Raw genomic sequence first — 17,667 nt, forward strand, 5'->3', positions numbered from 1 at the left:
CCTATGCCTGCGCTTCCGTGTCCGTCTCCGGGAAGTGGCAGGCCACCTCCCTCGGCTCGCCCACGGCCAGGCTCCGCAGCGGCGGCGCCTCCGTCCGGCAGATCGCCCGCGCCTTCGGGCAGCGCGGATGGAAGGTGCAGCCCGGCGGCGGCGCGGCCGGGCTCGGCGGGTCGCCCAGCAGCGTGATCCGCTCCCGGGCCCGCTCGGCCGCCGGATCCGGCAGCGGCACCGCCGACAGCAGCGCCCGGGTGTAGGGGTGCGCGGGCGCCCCGTACACCCGCTCCTTCGCGCCGATCTCCACGATCCGGCCCAGGTACATCACGGCCACCCGGTCGCAGACCCGCTTCACCACCGACAGGTCGTGGGCGATGAAGAGGTACGCGAGCCCCAGCTCCTTCTGGAGCCGCTCCATCAGGTTGACGATCTGCGCCTGCACCGACACGTCCAGCGCCGAGACCGGCTCGTCCGCCACGACCAGGCGCGGCCCGGTCGCCAGCGCGCGGGCGATCCCGATGCGCTGCGCCTGCCCGCCGGAGAACTCGTGCGGGAAGCGGTCGGCGTGCTCCGGGATCAGCCCCACCAGCTCCATCAGCTCCCGTGCCCGCGCCCGCGCGTCCGCCGCCGAGCCGCCCTGCACCAGCAGCGGGTCGGCGATGATCCGGGCCACCGACTGGCGCGGGTTGAGCGAGGAGTGCGGGTCCTGGAAGACCATCTGGATCTCCCGCCGCAGCGGCTTCAGCGCCCGCTGCGACAGATGCGTCACGTCCCGGCCGCCGTACGTCACGGAGCCCGAGGTCGGCTCCAGGAGCCGGACGATCATGCGGCCGGTGGTCGACTTGCCGCAGCCGGACTCGCCGACCAGGCCCAGGGTCTCGCCCGCGGCCAGGTCGAAGCCGACCCCGTCGACCGCGCGCACCGGCGCCGAGCGCCGCCGCCCCGGGAAGGTCATCGTCAGCTCGCGGACCCGCAGCAGCGGCGCCTCGGCGGCGGAGTCCTCGTCGGGAGCGGGCGCCGGATGCGGCGGTGCCGCGGGGGAACGGGTCATGAGCCGGCCCTTTCGTACGGGGAGGGCGCCGCGGACGGCGCCGGGAACGACGGGAAGTGGCAGGCGGCCACGTGGCCCGCCGGTCCGCCGAGACCCGGGCGTTCGCCCGCGCAGCGCGCCCGCTCCTCGTCGGTGCCGGCGGCGGCCCGGGCACAGCGCGGCGCGAAGGCGCAGCCGGGCGCCGGGTCGAGCAGCGAGGGCGGAGTGCCGGGGATCGCCCGCAGCGGGGCGTCGTCGGGGTCGTCGAGCCGGGGCAGCGAGTCGAGCAGCCCCCGGGTGTACGGATGCGCGGGCGCGGCGAACAGGGCGTCCACCGGGGCCTGTTCGGCGGCCCGCCCGCCGTACATGACGAGCACCTCGTGGGCGACCCGGGCGACCACGCCCAGATCGTGGGTGATCATGACGACGGAGAGCCGCCGCTCCCGCTGGAGCCGGACCAGCAGGTCGAGGATCTGCGCCTGCACGGTCACGTCGAGCGCGGTGGTCGGCTCGTCGGCGATGAGCAGGTCCGGTTCGCAGACCAGCGCCATCGCGATCATCACCCGCTGGCGCATCCCGCCCGAGAACTGGTGCGGGTACTCGCCGGCCCGGCGCTTCGGCTCCGGGATGCCGACCTCGGCGAGCGCCTCCACGGCCCGCGCGCGGGCCGTGGCCCGCCGGGAACCGAAGTGCACCCGGTGGTGCTCGGCGATCTGCTCGCCGACCGTGTAGTACGGGTGCAGACTGGACAGCGGGTCCTGGAAGATCATCGCCATCCGCCGGCCGCGCAGCCTGTTCAGCTCGCGGTCCGGCAGCCCGGTCAGCTCGCGCCCGTCGAGGGCGACGGAGCCGGTCACCTCGGCGCCGGTGTGCAGGCCCATGACGGCGAGCGAGGTCACCGACTTGCCGGAGCCGGACTCGCCGACGATGCCGAGGGTGCGCCCGTGCGGCACCTCGAAGGAGAGGGAGTCCACGGCCCGGACGGGGCCGCGCGGGGTCGGGAAGGTGACGGTGAGGCCGCTGACCCGCAGCAGGGGTTCCGGTGCGCCCATCAGTACCTCACTCGGGGGTCGACGACGGCGTAGAGCAGGTCGACGCACAGGTTGGCGACGACGATGAAGGTGGCGGCGAGCAGCGTCACCCCGAGGATGACGGGCTGGTCGCCGGTGGTGAGCGCGCCGTAGAAGAGGCGTCCGATCCCGGGGAGTCCGAAGAGGGACTCGGTGATGACGGCTCCGGCGAGGAGCCCGCCGAGGTCCATGCCGAAGAGGGTGAGGACCGGGGTCATCCCGGCCCGCAGCCCGTGCTTGACGACGACCGTGCGGCGCGGCAGGCCCTTGGCGCGGGCGGTGCGGATGTACGGCTCCGCCATCGACTCGATCATCGAGCCGCGGCTCTGCCGGGCGTACATGGCCGCGTAGAGCACGGCCAGCGCCAGCCAGGGCAGCAGCAGGTTGGACGCCCAGGACAGCGGGTCGCTGGTGAGGGCCACGTACTGCGGGTAGGGCAGCAGTCCGGTCAGCCGGATGAAGCCGTAGATGAGCAGGACGGAGGTGAAGTACACCGGCAGCGAGGCGGCGGCGACCGCGCCGACCATCAGGGCCCGGTCGGTGAGGGTGTCCTTGCGCAGCGCGGCCGTCACCCCGGCGGAGAGCCCGAGGAGCAGCCAGAGGGCGGCGGCGCCGAAGGCGAGCGAGGCGGAGACCGGCAGCCGGTCGACGAGCAGGTCCCAGACGGCCTCGCTGTTCTCGTAGGAGTAGCCGAGGCACGGGAACTCGCAGCGCAGGGCGTAGCGGCCGGTGCCCATGGTGCGGCCGGTGAAGATGCCGGAGACGAAGTCGGCGAACTGGCGCCACAGCGGGGCGTCCAGGCCCATGTGGGCGCGGATCGCCTCCAGGCGCTCGTCGCTGCACGACTTGCCGCAGGCGGCCGCCGCCGGGTCGGAGGGGAGCACGTAGAAGATGACGAAGGTGACGGCGGCGATGGCGAGCAGCACGCCGGCCACCCCCAGCAGCCGGCGGCCGAGGTAGAGGATCACGAGCGGCCCCCTCGGGGGTCGAGGATGTCGCGCAGCGCGTCGCCGAGCAGGGTGAACGCGAGCACGGTGAGGAAGAGGCAGACGCTGGGGACGAGGAAGTACATCGGGTCGGTGTCGTAGTAGGCGACGCTCTCCGCGATCATCTGCCCCCAGGACGGGGTGGGCGGGCGGACGCCGACGCCCAGGTAGCTCAGGGCCGCCTCGGTGGCGATCATGCCGGGGATCATCAGCGTGGTGTACGCGATGACGGGCCCCGCGACACCGGGGAGGATGTCGCGGCCGAGGATCCGCCAGGGGCCGGAGCCGCCGACGCGGGCCGCGTCCACGTACTCGCGGTGCTTGAGCGAGAGGGTCTGGCCGCGCACCACCCGGGCCACGCCGGGCCAGCCGAAGAGGCCGATGACCAGGATCATCAGGAGGGTCCGGTTGACGTCCCGGGCCACCGACATCATCGCGATCATGAAGATGAGGGAGGGGAAGGACATGGTGAGGTCCATCAGCCGGGAGAGCACGGTGTCGGTGCGGCCCCCGAAGTAGCCGGCCGCGATCCCGGCGGCGGTGCCCGCCACCACGATGATCGCGGTGGCGGAGAAGGCGATGAGCAGCGACACCTGGGCGCCGTGCACGACCCGGGCGTACAGGTCGCGTCCGGTGATGGGCTCGACGCCGAGCCAGTGCTCGGCGGAGACCCCGCCGAGCGGACCGATGGGCTGGCCGCCGAGGTAGGGGTCGACGGCGGACTTGTCGAACTCCTCGGGGCCCCAGCCGCCGAGCGAGCCGATGAGCGGCGCGGCGACGGTCATCAGGACGAAGAGGGCGACGACGGCGAGGGAGACCTTGAGCGAGAGGCGGCGGCGCAGTTCCGCGCGGACCGTGCGCCAGGCCCCGTCGCCCCCGGCCGGTGCCGGGGGCCTGGTGGTGAGCGTCATGGCAGGGGCGTCCTTCAGTTCGCGCTCTTCGCCGGGTCCTTGAGACCGACGGTCGCGTAGTCGAGCTGGCCGCTCCAGGAGGTGTGCCCGAAGGCGCCGGCGACGTTGGTGCCGATGAGCAGGGTGCGGCGCTTGGAGGCGCCGGGGGCGACCGGGGCCTTGGCCAGGATCTGCCCGTCGAGCTCCTGCCACGCCTTGTTGGCCTGGGCGCCGTCGGCCAGGGCGGCGATCTCGTCCATCCGCTTCATGGTGGCCTCGTCCTTGAAGAGCGAATGGTTGCCGGAGTTGCCCTTCTCCTTGATGAAGCGCCCGTCGAAGACGAAGGGGAGGAAGGTGGAGCCGGAGGGGTAGTCGGGACACCAGCCGGTGTAGACGAGGTCGGTGCGGTTCCTGGTGTCGCCGATGGTGTCGTAGAAGGCCGACGGGTCGACGGTCTCGATGGTCACCTTGATGCCGGCCCGGCCCAGGGACTCCTGGACGGCCTCGCCGATCCGCTTGTCGTTGATGTTGACGGTGAGGCGGGTGGAGAAGCCGTCGGGCTTGCCGGCCTCCTTGAGGAGCTGCCTGGCCTTCGCCACGTCGCCGGAGAGCGGGATCTTCAGGGTGTCGGGCTGCTTGCCGCCGGTGAACAGGGCGCCGGGCATGACGGCGGTGGAGGCGTCGACGACGGCCGGGCCGCCGGCGGCGGTGACGATGGCCTCCCGGTCGAGGGCGTACTGCACGGCCTGGCGGACCTTCACGTCGTCGAAGGGCGCGCGCCCGGTGTGCATCTGGACCATCTCGGTGCAGCTGCTGGACTCGGCGAGCAGCCGGGACTTCACCTCGGCCTTGGTGAGCACCTTGGAGATGGACTCGGGGCGCAGCTGCGCCCAGGAGACGGCGGAGGCGTCGGGGCCGGAGGAGGCGATCAGCCGGTCGTCGATCTGGTTGCCCTTGAGGCCCATGGTGACGACGATCCGGTCCGGGTACGCCTTGCGGACGGTGTCGCTCTTCGGGTCCCAGTGGGTGTTGCGGACCAGCACGAGCTGCTTGTCGCGGGCGTAGCTCTCCACCTTGTACGGGCCGGAGGAGAACGGGCGGTTGTCGTACTGGGGGCCCTTGTCCTGGGCCTCGGGCACGGGCGCGAAGGTCGGCAGGGTGGCGGCGAAGGGGAACTCGGCGAAGGGCTTGTGGAGTTCGAAGACGATCGTGCGCGTGTCGGGGGTCTTCACGGAGTCCAGGTGCCTGCCCTCGGCCGGGCCCCGGTAGTCCTTGCCGCCGACGAGGTAGCGGGCGGCGTAGTCGGGGCCGCCGGGCAGGTCGGGGGAGAAGGAGCGCTCGACGTTGTGCTTGATGTCCTGCGCGGTGATCGGGGTGCCGTCCTCGTACTTCAGGCCGGGCTTGAGGCGGAAGGTCCAGGTCTTGGCCCCGTTGGAGGGGGTGCCGAGGTCCTCGGCCAGGTCGGGGACCAGCTCGCTGCCCTGGGCGCCGGGCGCCGCCTGGTAGGTGACGAGGGTCCGGTAGAGCAGCCGGGTGCCGAAGTCCATGTCGGGCATGACCCAGTTGCGGGCCGGGTCGAGGTGGGTGAAGTCCTGGTTGGACAGCACGGTGAGGGTGCCGCCCTTGACCGGGGTGCCCCCGATGACCTGCCCGTTGGTGCCGGTGGCGGGGTTGGCGCCGCGGTGCCCGCCGCTCCCGGCCGTGCCGCCTCCGCCGGTGCCGGAGCAGCCGGTCGCACCGAGGGTGAGGGCCGCGAGGACGGCGGCGGCGAGGGCGTTTCGGGTGTGCTTGTCCATCAGGGGTCACTCCGGGTGGGGAGGTTCGGACAGCCGCCGGGACCACGCGGCGGCTGGAATGTGACCCGTAACATAGTAATGTGAAATTGTACTGCGCAAGCCCTTGAACGTCCTGAACCCGCGCAGCCCACACCCTCGCCCCGCCCGGAAGGCTCGCCCCGTGACCCTCGTCTCCAGCAACCCGGCCGACCCCGCCGACGTCCTCGTCCGGCTCACCGCCCCCGGCGCCTTCGCCGCCGCCGACGCCGTCGAGCGCGCCCGCACCGCCCAGACCGCCTGGGCCGCCGCCGGTGCCGCCGCCCGCTCCGCCGCCCTCGGCGCCGTCGCCGACGCCGTCGAGGCCGCCTCGGCCGAACTCGCCGGCCTCGCCGTCCGCGAGGTCGGCAAGCCGCTCGCCGAGGCCCGCGCCGAGGTCGCCCGCACCGTCGCCATCTGGCGCTACTACGCCCAGGCCCCCTACGCGCCCGCCGGTGCCGTCCACGAGACCGCCGCCGGACCCGGGCTGCTGCTCACCCGCCGCCGCCCGCACGGCGTCGCCGGACTCGTCACCCCCTGGAACTTCCCCTTCGCCATCCCCACCTGGAAGGCCGCCCCCGCCCTCGCCGCGGGCAACGCCGTCGTCCTCAAGCCCGCCCCGCAGGCCACCGCCTGCGCCCAGCGGCTCGCCGAACTCGTCGGACGGGCCCTGCCCGCCGGGGTGTTCACCGTCGTCCCCGGCGGCGCCACCGAGGGCGGCGCCCTCGTCTCCGCCGCCGACGTCGTCTCCTTCACCGGCTCCTCCGCCGTCGGCCGCTCCGTCGTGCGCAGCGCCACCGCCCGAGGCATCCCGGTCCAGGCCGAGATGGGCGGCCTCAACGCCGCCATCGTGCTGCCCGACGCCGACTTCGAGCGCGCCGCCGCCCACATCGCCGCCTCCATCGCCGGCTACGCGGGCCAGAAGTGCACCGCCACCAGCCGGGTCATCGCCGTCGGCACCGCCCTCGGCCCGCTCCGCGAAGCGCTCGCCGAGGCCCTGCGCGCCGTCCCCGTCGGTGACCCCGCCGACCCCGCCACCGTCTGCGGCCCGCTCATCGACGAGCGCGCCCGCACCGAGGTCACCACCGCCTGGCGCGACCTGCCCGTCCTCGCCGGCGGCGACGTGCCCGAGCGCCCCGGCTGGTACGCCGCCCCCACCCTGGTGGAGAAGGCCGCCCCCGGCCACCGGCTGCTCCGCGAGGAGGTCTTCGGACCCGTCGCCGCACTGCTCACCGCGCCCGACCTCGACCACGCCGTACGCCTGAGCAACGCCGCCCGCTACGGCCTCGTCACCTCCGTGCACACCGCCGACCTCGACACCGCCCTGCACGGCCTCGACCGGCTCGACACCGGCATGGTCCGGATCAACGCCCCCTCCACCGGCGTCGACTTCCACCTGCCCTTCGGCGGCTCCAAGGCCTCCAGCTTCGGCCCCCGCGAACAGGGCTCCGCCGCCCTGGACTTCTACACCTCCTCCCGCACCTACACCCTCGCCCCCGCCCGCTGAGCCGGCCGCGCTCCCGCCCGCCGCGGCCCCGCCCCGAAGGAAGCCATGCACCCCGCGTACGCGACCACCGACCACGTCTTCGAGGTCCCGCTCGACCACGACGACCCCGCCGGCCCCACCCTGCGGGTCTTCGCCCGCGAGGTCGTCGACCCCGCCCGCGCCGCCGAGCCGCTGCCCTGGCTGCTCTACCTCCAGGGCGGCCCCGGCGGCAAGTCCCCCCGCCCCGTGCACGGTTCGCCCGGCTGGCTCGACCAGGCGCTGAAGACCCACCGGGTGCTCCTGCTCGACCAGCGCGGCACCGGCCGCTCCACCCCGGTCACCGCCCGCACCGCCGCCCGCTTCGGCAGCCCGGAACGGCTCGCCGCCCACCTCGGCCACTTCCGCGCCGACGCCATCGTCCGCGACGCCGAGCTGATCCGCCGCAGGCTCTGCGGCGACACCCCCTGGGACACCCTCGGCCAGAGCTACGGCGGCTTCGTCACCCTCACCTACCTCTCGTACGCGCCAGAGGGCCTGCGGCGCTGCCACGTCACCGGCGGGCTGCCCGGCCTCACCGCCACCGCCGACGACGTCTACGCCCACACCTCCCCGCGCGTGCGCGACCGCGTCCTCGGCCTCTACGCCCGCTACCCGGGCGACGCCGCCCGGCTCCGCGCGATCGCCGGCCGGCTCGCCGCCGGGGACGTCCGGCTGCCCGGCGGCGACCGGCTCACCACCCGCCGGCTGCGCAGCCTCGGCCTCGCCCTCGGCATGGGCGACGGCTACGAACGTCTCCACTGGCTGATCGACGAGGCCGTCGAGGACTCCGCCGAGGGCGGCGGCCTGACCGACACCTTCCTCCACCAGGTCGAGGCCCTCACCGGCTTCACCGACAACCCGCTCTTCGCCGTGCTGCACGAGTCGATCTACGCCCAGGGCGCCGGACCGACCGCCTGGGCCGCCGAACGGGCGCTCGCCGCCCTCCCCGAGTTCGCCGAGGACGCCGATCCGCTGCTGCTCACCGGCGAGTCCATCCACCCCTGGATGTTCGAGGAGATCGCCGGACTGCGCCCGTTCGCCGAGGCGGCCGAACTGCTCGCCCGGCGCGCCGACTGGCCGCCGCTCTACGACCCGGCCCGGCTCGCCGCCAACGAGGTCCCGCTGGCCGCCGTCGTCTACCACGACGACATGTACGTGGACGCGGGCATCTCGCTCGCCACCGTCGGCGCGATCGGTGCCGCCCGCGCCTGGGTCACCAACGAGTGGGAGCACGACGGGGTGAGCGCCTCCGGAGGCCGGGTCCTCGCCCGGCTGATGGACATGACGGCCGGGCGGGCGTAGGGGGCGAGTGGAGGGGGCCCGGGGTTCCGAGGGGTGCGCCGGGGCCCGGGCCGGGGTCGAATGGGGGAGACCACAGCGACCGGCACGGCGGAAGGGCACGAGGACATGACGGAACTCATCGCGGTCACCGGAGCGACCGGGCGGATCGGCGGGCGCGTGGTCCGGCGGCTCGCCGAGGCCGGCGCCCCCGTGCGGGCGCTCGGCCGGGACCAGGGGAAGCTCGCCGCCCTGCCCGTCGCCGACACCCGGACGGCCTCCTACGAGGACGCGGCCGCGATGCGCGCCGCGCTCGACGGGGCGGGCGTCCTCTTCCTCGTCTCCGCCCACGAGGGGCCGGGCCGGGTCAGGACCCACACCGGGGCGGTGGACGCGGCCCTCGCCGCCGGGGTGCGCCGGGTGGTCTACCTCTCGTACCTCTCGGCCGCCCCGCACGCCACCTTCACGTACGCCCGCGACCACTGGTACACCGAGCAGCACATCCGCTCCACCGGCGTTCCGTACACCTTCCTGCGCGACAGCGCCTACCAGGCCGACCTGGCGGCGATGACCGGGGCCGACGGGATCCTGCGCGGCCCGGCGGGCGACGGCCGGGTCGCCGCCGTCACCCACGACGACGTCGCCGACTCGGCCGTGGCGGTCCTGCTCGGCGGCGGCGCCCACGACGGGACCACCTACGACATGACCGGGCCCGAGGCCCTCTCCTTCGCCGAGATCGCCGAGACGCTGGCCCGTGCGGCGGACCGACCGGTCCACTACGTGCCCGAGACCCGGGACGAGGCATTCGCCTCCCGCGCCCGGTTCGAGGCGCCGGACTGGGAGGTCGAGGGCTGGGTCACCTCGTACGAGGCGGTGGCCGACGGCGAGATGGACACCGTCTCGGACGCCGTCCGGACCCTGACCGGACGCCCGCCCCAGGCCTTCGCGGACTTCCTGGCCGCGCACCCGCAGGTGCTGCGGCACATCACCGGCTGAGGGACGGGATGACGGCGGCCGGTCGGCCCCCCACCCAGGCATTCGCTCAGATATTCGAATACTGGTCTACCCTTGACCCATGACCGGCCTCCAGGGATCCCTCTTCGACCAGGGCGACGACATCGGAACCGGCTCGCTGGACGGCCTGCGGCGGACCGAGCTCGGGGCCGGCGCCTGGATCGACCACCTGCCCGGCTGGCTGCACGGCGCCGACGCCCTGTTCGAGGAGCTGGCCGGCCGGGTGCCCTGGCAGGCCGAGGAGCGGGCCATGTACGACAGCGTCGTCGCCGTGCCCCGGCTCCTCGCCCACTACCGCGAGGGCGCCCCGCTCCCGCACCCCGCCCTCGTCGACGCCCGCGAGCGGCTCGGCGCCCACTACGCGCCCGAGCTCGGCGAGCCCTTCGTCACCGCCGGGCTCTGCCTCTACCGCGACGGGCGCGACAGCGTCGCCTGGCACGGCGACCGCACCGGCCGCTCCGCGACCCGGGACACGATGGTCGCGATCCTCTCCCTCGGCGACCCCCGCGACCTCGCCCTGCGCCCGCGCGGCGGCGGCCCGACAGCGCTGCGGCTGCCGCTCGGCCATGGCGACCTGGTCGTGATGGGCGGCTCCTGCCAGCGCACCTGGGAGCACGCGGTCCCCAAGACGAGCCGCGCCGTCGGCCCCCGGATCAGCGTCCAGTACCGCACCCGGGGCGTGCGCTGACTCCACCGGCCCTACAGGGTGAGCGCGTCCTCGGCGTTGTCCGTCCAGGGGGTCACCGAGTTCTTGTCGGGGGAGACGTAGAGCCCCGGTGTCGTGGCCTTGAGCGGCTTCTGCGCCAGATCCGACTCGGTGTCCATGGTCATGGCGATCGAGTCGACCGTCGCGCCCGCCTTCCCGGTGTGCGGGCCGCCCATGAGCCCCGCGTAGGCCGAGCCGCCCGGGTCCAGCCGCAGGGACTCCTCGGGGGAGGGGGCGGTGCCCCGCGCGGTGGCCGAGCCGCCGAGCGAGCCGAAGGTCACGATCGGATGGCCGAGCACCCGGCACGGCTTCCCGGACTTGTTGGTGATCTTCAGCAGGTAGCTGCCGGTCGTCTTCTCGGCCAGGCTCGCCGTGAACGTCACGTCGTACGTGCTGCACGGGAAGACGCCGACGTCGGGATCGGCCGGAAGCTCCGGCGGCGCGGTCGTCGGCTTCGGCTTCGGCTTGCCGGGCGTCGGCGCCGGGGCGGCGGTCGTCGCGGGGGCCTCCGGCGGCGCCGAGGCGGTCGGGCCGGCGCCCGAGGCGCCGCCTCCGGAGGGGCCGCAGGCCGTCAGGAGGAACGCGGCCGACGCGACGGCGGCGACGGCGGCGGTGGCCGGAACGGTTCTGCGGGCGGATCCGCGGACGGTGCTCATGGCGTGCTGCCCCCGAGGTGAGAAGACGTGACGAGCTTAGGGCTCGAACACCGAGGATTCCCGGCCGGGTTCACGATTCGGTGACGACGCCTTCCCGACTCCACCACAGTGTCCGCGCCGGGCGCGTCCCGGGCGCCGGGTCCGTCCGCTTGATAGACAGGTGAACCGTCCGCACGCCCCGAACCCGACCGGAGAGCCCCCCATGAGGATCCATCTGACCAGCGTCTTCGTCGACGACCAGGACAAGGCCCTGCGCTTCTACACGGAGGTGCTGGGCTTCGTGAAGAAGGAGGACGTCCCGCTCGGCGAGTACCGCTGGCTGACCGTCGTCTCGCCCGAGGCGCCCGAGGGCACCGAACTGCTCCTGGAGCCCGACGCTCACCGGGCCGTCGGGCCGTACAAGAAGGCGCTCGTGGAGGACGGCATCCCGGCCGCCGCCTTCGCCGTCGACGACGTGCCCGCCGAGTACGAGCGGCTGCGCGGGCTCGGGGTGCGGTTCACCCGGGAGCCGATGGAGATGGGTCCCGTGACGATCGCCGTGCTCGACGACACCTGCGGAAATCTCCTCCAGATCGTTCACCGAGAGTCGTGACCGAATAGGTACAAAAATCGTTTACCGGTCGTGAAACTCACCGTGCGTTCCCTTACCGCCCTCGCCCTCGCGGGCGGGGCCCTCGCCGCCGTCGCCGGCACCGCGCAGGCCGCCCCGGCCGCCGCCCCGGCGCGGGCGGAGGCCTCCGCCGCCACGCTCAGCCACGACGTGGACGTGCCGGACATCGACCTTGAGGACGTCGAACTGCTGGACCTGCTCGGCCGCTGAGCCGAAGCGCCACCGTAAGTCCCCCCGTAACAAAGCCAGTCGAGCACACACGAGAACAGAGGAGGAGAGATGACGGGCCGCGCGCTCATCGTCGTCGACGTGCAGCGGGATTTCTGCGAAGGAGGGAAGGTCCCCGTGAAGGGCGGTGCCGAACAGGCCCGCGCCATCGCGGAGTTCGTCAAGGACCGGGCCGGTGAGACCTATGCCCGGGTGGTCGCCACCCGGGACCACCACATCGACCCCGGGGACCACTTCTCCGACGAGCCCGACTTCGAGAACTCCTTCCCCGAGCACGCCGTCGCCGGCACCGAGGGCTGTGAGTTCCACCCGGACTTCGAGCCCGTCGTGACCTCCGGCGCCGTCCACGAGGTCTTCTTCAAGGGCGCCCACTCCGCCTCGAAGAGCGGCTTCGAGGGTGCGACGGCCGGCGGGCAGCCGCTCGGCGACTGGCTGCGCGAGCACGGCGTCGACGCCGTCGACGTGGTCGGCATCGCCACCGACCACTGCGTGAAGGCCACCGCGCTGGGTGGGGTGGAGGACGGATTCGACGTCCGCGTCCTGCTCGACTACACCTCGGGCGTCGCCCACGACACCACCGCCCGCGCTCTCGGCGAGATGCGCGAGGCGGGCGTGGAGCTGACGGGCGAGCCCGTCGTCCTCGGCTGACGCGCCAGGGGGCCGGCTCCGCCCACCGGCCCCCGACGCCGCCGTACCCTCGGCCACTCCGTTCCCACGAGCCCCCTCCAGGGCCCCGCTCCTCTCTCCCCTCCCCCCCGCGATCGCCGCCCATCGGGCCACCGTGACTAGGCCGCCTCTTCCGCAGCGCCTTCCGGGTGCGTACCGGACCGGCCCCACGCCGGCATCGGCGGCCGTGAGCCGTGTCTCATCGGGGGCCGGGCCGCTTGCTATGCACTCAGTTGCATAGCAAGATCCGGGGCATGGCGCTCGAACACGCGATCCTCGTCTCCCTGCTGGAGAAGCCGGGCTCCGGCTATGAGCTGGCCCGGCGCTTCGAGCGCTCCATCGGCTACTTCTGGACCGCCACCCACCAGCAGATCTACCGCGTGCTCAAGCGCATGGAGAACGACGGCTGGGTCGCCGCCCGGGACGTGCCGCAGCAGGGCCGCCCGGACAAGCGGGAGTACTCCGTCGCCGATCTCGGCCGCGCCGCGCTCTCCTCCTGGCTGCACGAGCCCATCGAACCCGAGAGCGTCCGGCACGACCTGGCGGTCAAGATCCGAGGCGCCGCCTTCGACGACCCGGCCGCCCTCGTCACCGAGGTCCGGCGGCACCGCGCCGCCCACGCGGAGCGCCTCGCCCGGTACCTCGCCGGCGAGGAGCGCGACTTCACCGGGCCCGAGCCCCGCGCCGCCGCCGTCGGCGAGGCCGAGCGCGAGCTCCAGCACGCGGTGCTGCGCGGCGGCATCGCGTACGAGCGCATGATGCTGGACTGGCTGGACGACGTCCTCGGCACGCTGGCCCGCTTCGGCCCGGACCGCTGACGGCCCCGGATTCCCGAAGCCCCGGCACCCCGTAGCCCCCGCCCCCTGCCCGATCCCACCAGCCGAAAGGCGTCCCCACCATGGCCGACCCGCTGCTCTTCAACCCGCGCACCTACGATCCCGCGCACTTCGACGCGGAGACCCGCCGTCTGCTGCGCGCCACCGTCGACTGGTTCGAGGAGCGCGGCAAGCGCCGTCTGACCGAGGACTACCGCAACGCCGTCTGGCTCGCGGACTTCCTGGAGTTCGCGGCCAAGGAGGGCCTGTTCGCGACCTTCCTCACCCCGGAGGCCGTCGCCGGGGATGCCCAGGACAAGCGCTGGGACACCGCCCGCATCGCCGCACTCAACGAGATCCTCGGCTTCTACGGCCTGGACTACTGGTACGCCTGGCAGGTCACCATCCTCGGTCTCGGCCCGGTCTGGCAGAGCGACAACGCCGCCGCCCGCGTCCGTGCCGCCGAACTCCTCGCGCAGGGCGAGGTGTTCGCCTTCGGTCTGTCCGAGAAGACGCACGGCGCCGACATCTACTCCACCGACATGCTCCTGGAGCCCGACGGCGACGGCGGCTTCCGCGCCACCGGCTCCAAGTACTACATCGGCAACGGCAACGCCGCCGGACTCGTCTCCGTCTTCGGCCGCCGCACCGACCTGGAAGGCCCGGACGCGTACGTCTTCTTCGCCGCCGACAGCCGCGCCCCCGGCTACCACCTGGCCAAGAACGTCGTCCACTCCTCCAAGTTCGTCAGCGAGTTCCGCCTGACGGACTACCCGGTCGCCGCCGAGGACGTCCTGCACACCGGCCGCGCCGCCTTCGACGCCGCCCTCAACACCGTCAACGTCGGCAAGTTCAACCTCTGCACCGCCTCCATCGGCATCTGCGAGCACGCGATGTACGAGGCGGTCACCCACGCCCACGGCCGTGTCCTGTACGGCCGTCCCGTCACCGCGTTCCCGCACGTGCGGCGCGAGCTGACCGACGCGTACGTCCGCCTGGTCGGCATGAAGCTGTTCAGCGACCGCGCCGTCGACTACTTCCGCTCCGCGGGACCCGACGACCGCCGCTACCTCCTCTTCAACCCGATGACGAAGATGAAGGTGACGACCGAGGGCGAGAAGGTCATCGACCTGCTGTGGGACGTCATCGCCGCCAAGGGCTTCGAGAAGGACACCTACTTCCACCAGGCGGCCGTCGAGATCCGAGGCCTGCCCAAGCTGGAGGGGACGGTCCACGTCAACCTGGCGCTGATCCTCAAGTTCATGCGGAACCACCTGCTCGACCCGGCCGCCTACGAGCCCGTCCCCACCCGCCTCGACGACGCCGACGACGCCTTCCTCTTCCGCCAGGGTCCGGCCCGCGGCCTCGGCTCGGTCCGCTTCCACGACTGGCGCCCGGCCTTCGACGCGTACGCCCACCTGCCCAACGTCGCCCGCTTCCGCGAACAGGCCGACGCCCTGTGCGCGTTCGTCACCACGGCCGCGCCCGACGAGGAGCAGAGCCGCGACCTCGACCTGCTCCTCGCCGTCGGCCAGCTCTTCGCGCTCGTCGTCCACGGCCAGCTGGTCCTGGAACAGAGCGCCCTGACCGCCCTCGACGAGGACGTCCTGGACGAGCTGTTCGCCGTCCTCGTGCGGGACTTCTCCGCCCACGCCGTCGAACTCCACGGCAAGGACTCGGCGACCCCCGCGCAGCAGGACTGGGCCTTGGACGCCGTCCGCCGCCCCGTCGTCGACGAGGCCCGCACCGCCCGCGTATGGCAGCGGGTGGAGGCGCTGCCGGGGACGTACGAGATGGCGCCCTGAGGCACGGCCGCGGGGGTCAGCACTCCCAGGTGTGGCTCGCCAGGTAGGTGCCCGCGTTCGGCAGGTTGACCTTGCGGCCGGAGGCGAGGCAGAACGCCTTCGTCCCGGCGTACCCGACCCGGGTGTAGGCGGCCACCGGATCGCCGGTGGTGCCCCGGTTGTAGGCCGACTTCACCCGGGTGTCCTTCGACCAGGCGCAGACGGTGCTGCCCTTGCGCCAGTCGGGGTCGTCCACCTGCCAACCGCAGGCCCTGCCGGTTCCGTTGGCGCCCGAGTACACGCAGAACGCGCCGGGGGTGCAGGTCCAGGGGTCCACCGGGGCCGCGCCGGCGGGCCCCGGCGCGGTCACCGCGCCGAGCACGGCGGCGACCGCGAGGCCGACGGTCAGGTACAGGGGCTTCTTCATGGGAGTCCTTCTTTCGTCGGTGCCGGGGCAGGCCGGATCCACGTCCGGCCCGCCTCAGCGGGGATCGGGGGAGGGGAAGGGGAGAAAGAGGGAGGAGGGAGGGAGAGATCCGGGAAGGCTGTCGTACGGAGTGGGCGGCGCGGAGCCGTGTCAGGGGGCCGTGGAGACCGGCGGCTCGTACTGGTGGGCCACTCCGAGGGCGCCCATGATGTCCCGCATGAGCAGCTCGAACATCGGCTCCTGGTCGCCGAAGAGCGGCTCGAAGTGCCCGAACGCCTCCAGGGCGACCTGCCCGTAGAGAGAGCGCCAGCAGCCGAGCATCACCGCCGCCGCCTCGGGCGGGAGGCCGACGCCCGTGTCGGCCACGTAGTCCCGCATCTGCCGCAGCAGCCGGGGCTCCAGCCGCGCCGGGGAGGGCACCGGATAGCCGTGCGCCGCCCAGAGTTCCACGAAGGCGGGGTCCCAGACACCGGCGAGCCGGCGCACCCAGCGGGTGGTGAGGACGGCGTGCGCGTCGCCCGCGGCGCGGGCGGGGGTGCCGAAGAGGAACCAGAACTCCCGGCGCCTGGTGATCGCCCAGGACCGCAGCACGCGGCTCGGTCCGACCATCCGCATCGCGTAGTTGTCGCGGGGACAGCCGTCGGCGGCTCTGGTCAGCTCCTCGACGAGCTCGTCGACGATGTCGTCCGCCACATGGGCGACGATGTCAGGGAGCCCGCGCTCGAAGTGGTGGTAGAGGGCCGCGGGGGTGACTCCGACCCGGCGCGCGATCTCGGTGAGGGTCAGCGTCTCGACCCCGCTGCCGACGATGACGTCCCGGGCGGCCTCGCGCACGTCGGCGGACCCCGAATGAGCCGTCCACGCCACCGTCTACGCTGGCGCACGCCGAAATCCACGAGTCCCCGTGCGAGTTCCGTTCGCGCATCCGCAGATCCGCCCCCCTCAGAGGAGTGATCCCGATCTTCACGGCACACCGGCGCATCGCCGCCGCCCTCCTGCTCGCCTCCGCGCTGCTGCTGCCCGGCGGCGGCACGGCGGTCGCGGCGGACCCCGCGCCGATCGTCACCGGAGCGGTCTTCAACGACCCGAAGGGGACGACGGCGGAGCGGAACGCCGTCAAGGACCACATCATCGGCGCCGTCCGCGCCACCGCCCCGGGCCGGCTCATCCGGGCCGCGCTGTACGCGCTGACCGACCAGGACTACACCGACGCGCTGGCCGAGGCCCACGCGCGGGGCGTCAACGTCCGGGTGGTGCTGGACGCGAAGTACAGCGACTCGGCCGCCGCGCAGTCGCTGATCGGTGCGCTGGGGACGGACAAGTCGGCCCTGTCCTGGGTCGACGTCTGCACGTCGGGCGGCGCCTGCATCGCCACGGGCGGGGTGAACCCGATCAACCACAACAAGTTCTTCACGTTCTCGCGGGTCGGCGCGGTGGCGGGGGTCGGCGAGGACGTGGTGATCCAGGCCTCCGCGAACCAGACGCCCGTGAACACGGCGAAGTACTGGAACAACGCGTACACGGTCGTCGGCAACACCGAGCTCTACACGGCGTACGTGAACTACTTCAACGACCTGGCCGCGGGCGTCAAGAACGCGAACTATTACACCACCGCCAAGGTCGGCACCGAGAAGTACTACTTCTTCCCGCAGCAGACGGGCGACGTGATCGTCGACGTCCTGAACAACGTCTCCTGCACCGGCAACACGACGGTCGGCACGGCCACCCACCGCACCATCGTCCGCGTCGCCGCCTTCGCCCTCCACCGCGACGCGGTCGCCGACGCGCTCGTCTCCCTGGGGGCCCAGGGCTGCTCGGTGCAGATCGTGTACGCCGAGAGCAACGAGGTCGCCACGCTGAAGGGCCGCACCAACATCACCCTGAAGCAGCTGAAGACGACCGACGGCTACCTGCTGCACTCCAAGTACCTGCTGGTCGAGGGCGTCTACGCGGGCCACCCCGACACCAAGTGGACCTTCACCGGCTCCCACAACCTCGACGAGTCCTCCCTCCGCGAGAACGACGAGGCCCTCCTCCGCCTGGAGGGCGCCGCGCCGCACGACGCGTACGCGGGGAACTTCGCGTCGCTGCTGGGGTACGCGGTGCCGGCGGTCTGAGGCCTCAGGTCCGCCCCACCCATGCGAAAGCCCCGCCAGATTCCCTGGCGGGGCTTCCGC

18 protein-coding genes are annotated in these 17,667 nt (G+C 73.2%); 10 read left to right on the plus strand and 8 right to left on the minus strand.

Translation table 11 applies throughout. The features are described from left to right. Position 1 precedes the first annotated feature (1 nt). Genes ACZ6J5_RS28470 through ACZ6J5_RS28490 form a run of 5 tightly spaced genes read right to left on the minus strand, consistent with a single transcriptional unit; the run spans position 2 to position 5,766 of the window. Positions 2–1,045 (minus strand): ABC transporter ATP-binding protein, encoded by a 1,044-nt coding sequence (locus tag ACZ6J5_RS28470; protein WP_469396207.1) that lies wholly within the window; start codon positions 1,043–1,045, stop codon positions 2–4. Then, on the minus strand, positions 1,042–2,076 hold the full coding sequence (locus ACZ6J5_RS28475; protein WP_469396209.1) for an ABC transporter ATP-binding protein: 1,035 nt from the start codon (positions 2,074–2,076) through the stop codon (positions 1,042–1,044). Before ACZ6J5_RS28475 ends, ACZ6J5_RS28470 begins: the two co-directional genes overlap by 4 nt. After that, positions 2,076–3,062, minus strand: coding sequence for an ABC transporter permease (locus ACZ6J5_RS28480; RefSeq protein WP_469396211.1), 987 nt, complete (start codon positions 3,060–3,062; stop codon positions 2,076–2,078). Before ACZ6J5_RS28480 ends, ACZ6J5_RS28475 begins: the two co-directional genes overlap by 1 nt. Further along, entirely contained in the window at positions 3,059–3,991 is a 933-nt protein-coding gene (locus ACZ6J5_RS28485; protein WP_469396212.1) for an ABC transporter permease, read from the minus strand. The genes ACZ6J5_RS28480 and ACZ6J5_RS28485 overlap by 4 nt, the downstream gene beginning before the upstream one ends. 14 nt (positions 3,992–4,005) lie before the next feature. Beyond that, positions 4,006–5,766: an ABC transporter substrate-binding protein gene (locus ACZ6J5_RS28490; protein WP_469396214.1), complete on the minus strand. Its 1,761-nt coding sequence runs from the start codon at positions 5,764–5,766 to the stop codon at positions 4,006–4,008. Positions 5,767–5,926: 160 nt separating this feature from the next. Between ACZ6J5_RS28490 and ACZ6J5_RS28495 the strand changes: the two genes are divergently transcribed. From ACZ6J5_RS28495 to ACZ6J5_RS28510, 4 genes are all read left to right on the plus strand, one after another. Further along, positions 5,927–7,288 (plus strand): aldehyde dehydrogenase family protein, encoded by a 1,362-nt coding sequence (locus ACZ6J5_RS28495; protein WP_469396216.1) that lies wholly within the window; start codon positions 5,927–5,929, stop codon positions 7,286–7,288. A gap of 45 nt (positions 7,289–7,333) precedes the next feature. Next, the gene (locus ACZ6J5_RS28500; RefSeq protein WP_469396218.1) at positions 7,334–8,608 is read left to right on the plus strand and encodes an alpha/beta fold hydrolase; all 1,275 of its coding nucleotides are present in this window, start codon (positions 7,334–7,336) and stop codon (positions 8,606–8,608) included. Positions 8,609–8,713: 105 nt separating this feature from the next. Next, a complete protein-coding gene (locus tag ACZ6J5_RS28505; protein ID WP_469396219.1) occupies positions 8,714–9,580 on the plus strand; it encodes an SDR family oxidoreductase in 867 nt (288 codons plus the stop codon). Positions 9,581–9,659: 79 nt separating this feature from the next. Continuing rightward, the gene (locus ACZ6J5_RS28510; protein ID WP_469396221.1) at positions 9,660–10,286 is read left to right on the plus strand and encodes an alpha-ketoglutarate-dependent dioxygenase AlkB; all 627 of its coding nucleotides are present in this window, start codon (positions 9,660–9,662) and stop codon (positions 10,284–10,286) included. Positions 10,287–10,297: 11 nt separating this feature from the next. Here ACZ6J5_RS28510 and ACZ6J5_RS28515 read toward each other — a convergent pair whose 3' ends face one another. Continuing rightward, entirely contained in the window at positions 10,298–10,960 is a 663-nt protein-coding gene (locus ACZ6J5_RS28515) for a DUF4232 domain-containing protein (protein WP_469396223.1), read from the minus strand. 202 nt (positions 10,961–11,162) lie between these two features. Here ACZ6J5_RS28515 and ACZ6J5_RS28520 point away from each other — a divergent pair, with 202 nt between their 5' ends. From ACZ6J5_RS28520 to ACZ6J5_RS28540, 5 genes are all read left to right on the plus strand, one after another. Continuing rightward, positions 11,163–11,552 carry a VOC family protein gene (locus tag ACZ6J5_RS28520; RefSeq protein WP_469396225.1) on the plus strand — a complete coding sequence of 130 codons (390 nt, stop codon included), beginning with the start codon at positions 11,163–11,165 and terminating at the stop codon, positions 11,550–11,552. A gap of 42 nt (positions 11,553–11,594) precedes the next feature. Beyond that, a complete protein-coding gene (locus tag ACZ6J5_RS28525; protein WP_469396227.1) occupies positions 11,595–11,780 on the plus strand; it encodes a hypothetical protein in 186 nt (61 codons plus the stop codon). A 69-nt stretch (positions 11,781–11,849) separates the two neighbouring features. Beyond that, positions 11,850–12,446 (plus strand): isochorismatase family protein, encoded by a 597-nt coding sequence (locus ACZ6J5_RS28530; protein ID WP_469396229.1) that lies wholly within the window; start codon positions 11,850–11,852, stop codon positions 12,444–12,446. Positions 12,447–12,718: 272 nt separating this feature from the next. Then, on the plus strand, positions 12,719–13,282 hold the full coding sequence (locus ACZ6J5_RS28535) for a PadR family transcriptional regulator (protein WP_469396231.1): 564 nt from the start codon (positions 12,719–12,721) through the stop codon (positions 13,280–13,282). Positions 13,283–13,362: 80 nt separating this feature from the next. Next, the gene (locus ACZ6J5_RS28540; RefSeq protein WP_469396233.1) at positions 13,363–15,084 is read left to right on the plus strand and encodes an acyl-CoA dehydrogenase family protein; all 1,722 of its coding nucleotides are present in this window, start codon (positions 13,363–13,365) and stop codon (positions 15,082–15,084) included. Positions 15,085–15,100: 16 nt separating this feature from the next. On the opposite strand, the gene ACZ6J5_RS28545 is transcribed toward ACZ6J5_RS28540, so the two are convergent. Further along, positions 15,101–15,490 (minus strand): peptidase inhibitor family I36 protein, encoded by a 390-nt coding sequence (locus ACZ6J5_RS28545; protein WP_469396235.1) that lies wholly within the window; start codon positions 15,488–15,490, stop codon positions 15,101–15,103. A 150-nt stretch (positions 15,491–15,640) separates the two neighbouring features. After that, on the minus strand, positions 15,641–16,324 hold the full coding sequence (locus ACZ6J5_RS28550) for a TetR/AcrR family transcriptional regulator (protein WP_469396237.1): 684 nt from the start codon (positions 16,322–16,324) through the stop codon (positions 15,641–15,643). Between the two features lie 116 nt (positions 16,325–16,440). Between ACZ6J5_RS28550 and ACZ6J5_RS28555 the strand changes: the two genes are divergently transcribed. Then, positions 16,441–17,607, plus strand: a complete 1,167-nt coding sequence (locus ACZ6J5_RS28555; RefSeq protein ID WP_469396238.1) for a phospholipase D-like domain-containing protein — start codon at positions 16,441–16,443, stop codon at positions 17,605–17,607. Positions 17,608–17,667: the final 60 nt, after the last annotated feature.

Source organism: Streptomyces sp. NPDC042100, assembly GCF_055582325.1.

Coding starts and splice junctions, on each gene's coding strand:
- ACZ6J5_RS28540 (WP_469396233.1), top strand. CDS start 13,363: ATGGCCGACCCGCTGCTCTTCAACCCGCGCACCTACGATCCCGCGCAC.
- ACZ6J5_RS28515 (WP_469396223.1), bottom strand. CDS start 10,960: ATGAGCACCGTCCGCGGATCCGCCCGCAGAACCGTTCCGGCCACCGCC.
- ACZ6J5_RS28545 (WP_469396235.1), bottom strand. CDS start 15,490: ATGAAGAAGCCCCTGTACCTGACCGTCGGCCTCGCGGTCGCCGCCGTG.
- ACZ6J5_RS28520 (WP_469396225.1), top strand. CDS start 11,163: ATGAGGATCCATCTGACCAGCGTCTTCGTCGACGACCAGGACAAGGCC.
- ACZ6J5_RS28470 (WP_469396207.1), bottom strand. CDS start 1,045: ATGACCCGTTCCCCCGCGGCACCGCCGCATCCGGCGCCCGCTCCCGAC.
- ACZ6J5_RS28500 (WP_469396218.1), top strand. CDS start 7,334: ATGCACCCCGCGTACGCGACCACCGACCACGTCTTCGAGGTCCCGCTC.
- ACZ6J5_RS28490 (WP_469396214.1), bottom strand. CDS start 5,766: ATGGACAAGCACACCCGAAACGCCCTCGCCGCCGCCGTCCTCGCGGCC.
- ACZ6J5_RS28485 (WP_469396212.1), bottom strand. CDS start 3,991: ATGACGCTCACCACCAGGCCCCCGGCACCGGCCGGGGGCGACGGGGCC.
- ACZ6J5_RS28535 (WP_469396231.1), top strand. CDS start 12,719: ATGGCGCTCGAACACGCGATCCTCGTCTCCCTGCTGGAGAAGCCGGGC.
- ACZ6J5_RS28475 (WP_469396209.1), bottom strand. CDS start 2,076: ATGGGCGCACCGGAACCCCTGCTGCGGGTCAGCGGCCTCACCGTCACC.
- ACZ6J5_RS28510 (WP_469396221.1), top strand. CDS start 9,660: ATGACCGGCCTCCAGGGATCCCTCTTCGACCAGGGCGACGACATCGGA.
- ACZ6J5_RS28505 (WP_469396219.1), top strand. CDS start 8,714: ATGACGGAACTCATCGCGGTCACCGGAGCGACCGGGCGGATCGGCGGG.
- ACZ6J5_RS28530 (WP_469396229.1), top strand. CDS start 11,850: ATGACGGGCCGCGCGCTCATCGTCGTCGACGTGCAGCGGGATTTCTGC.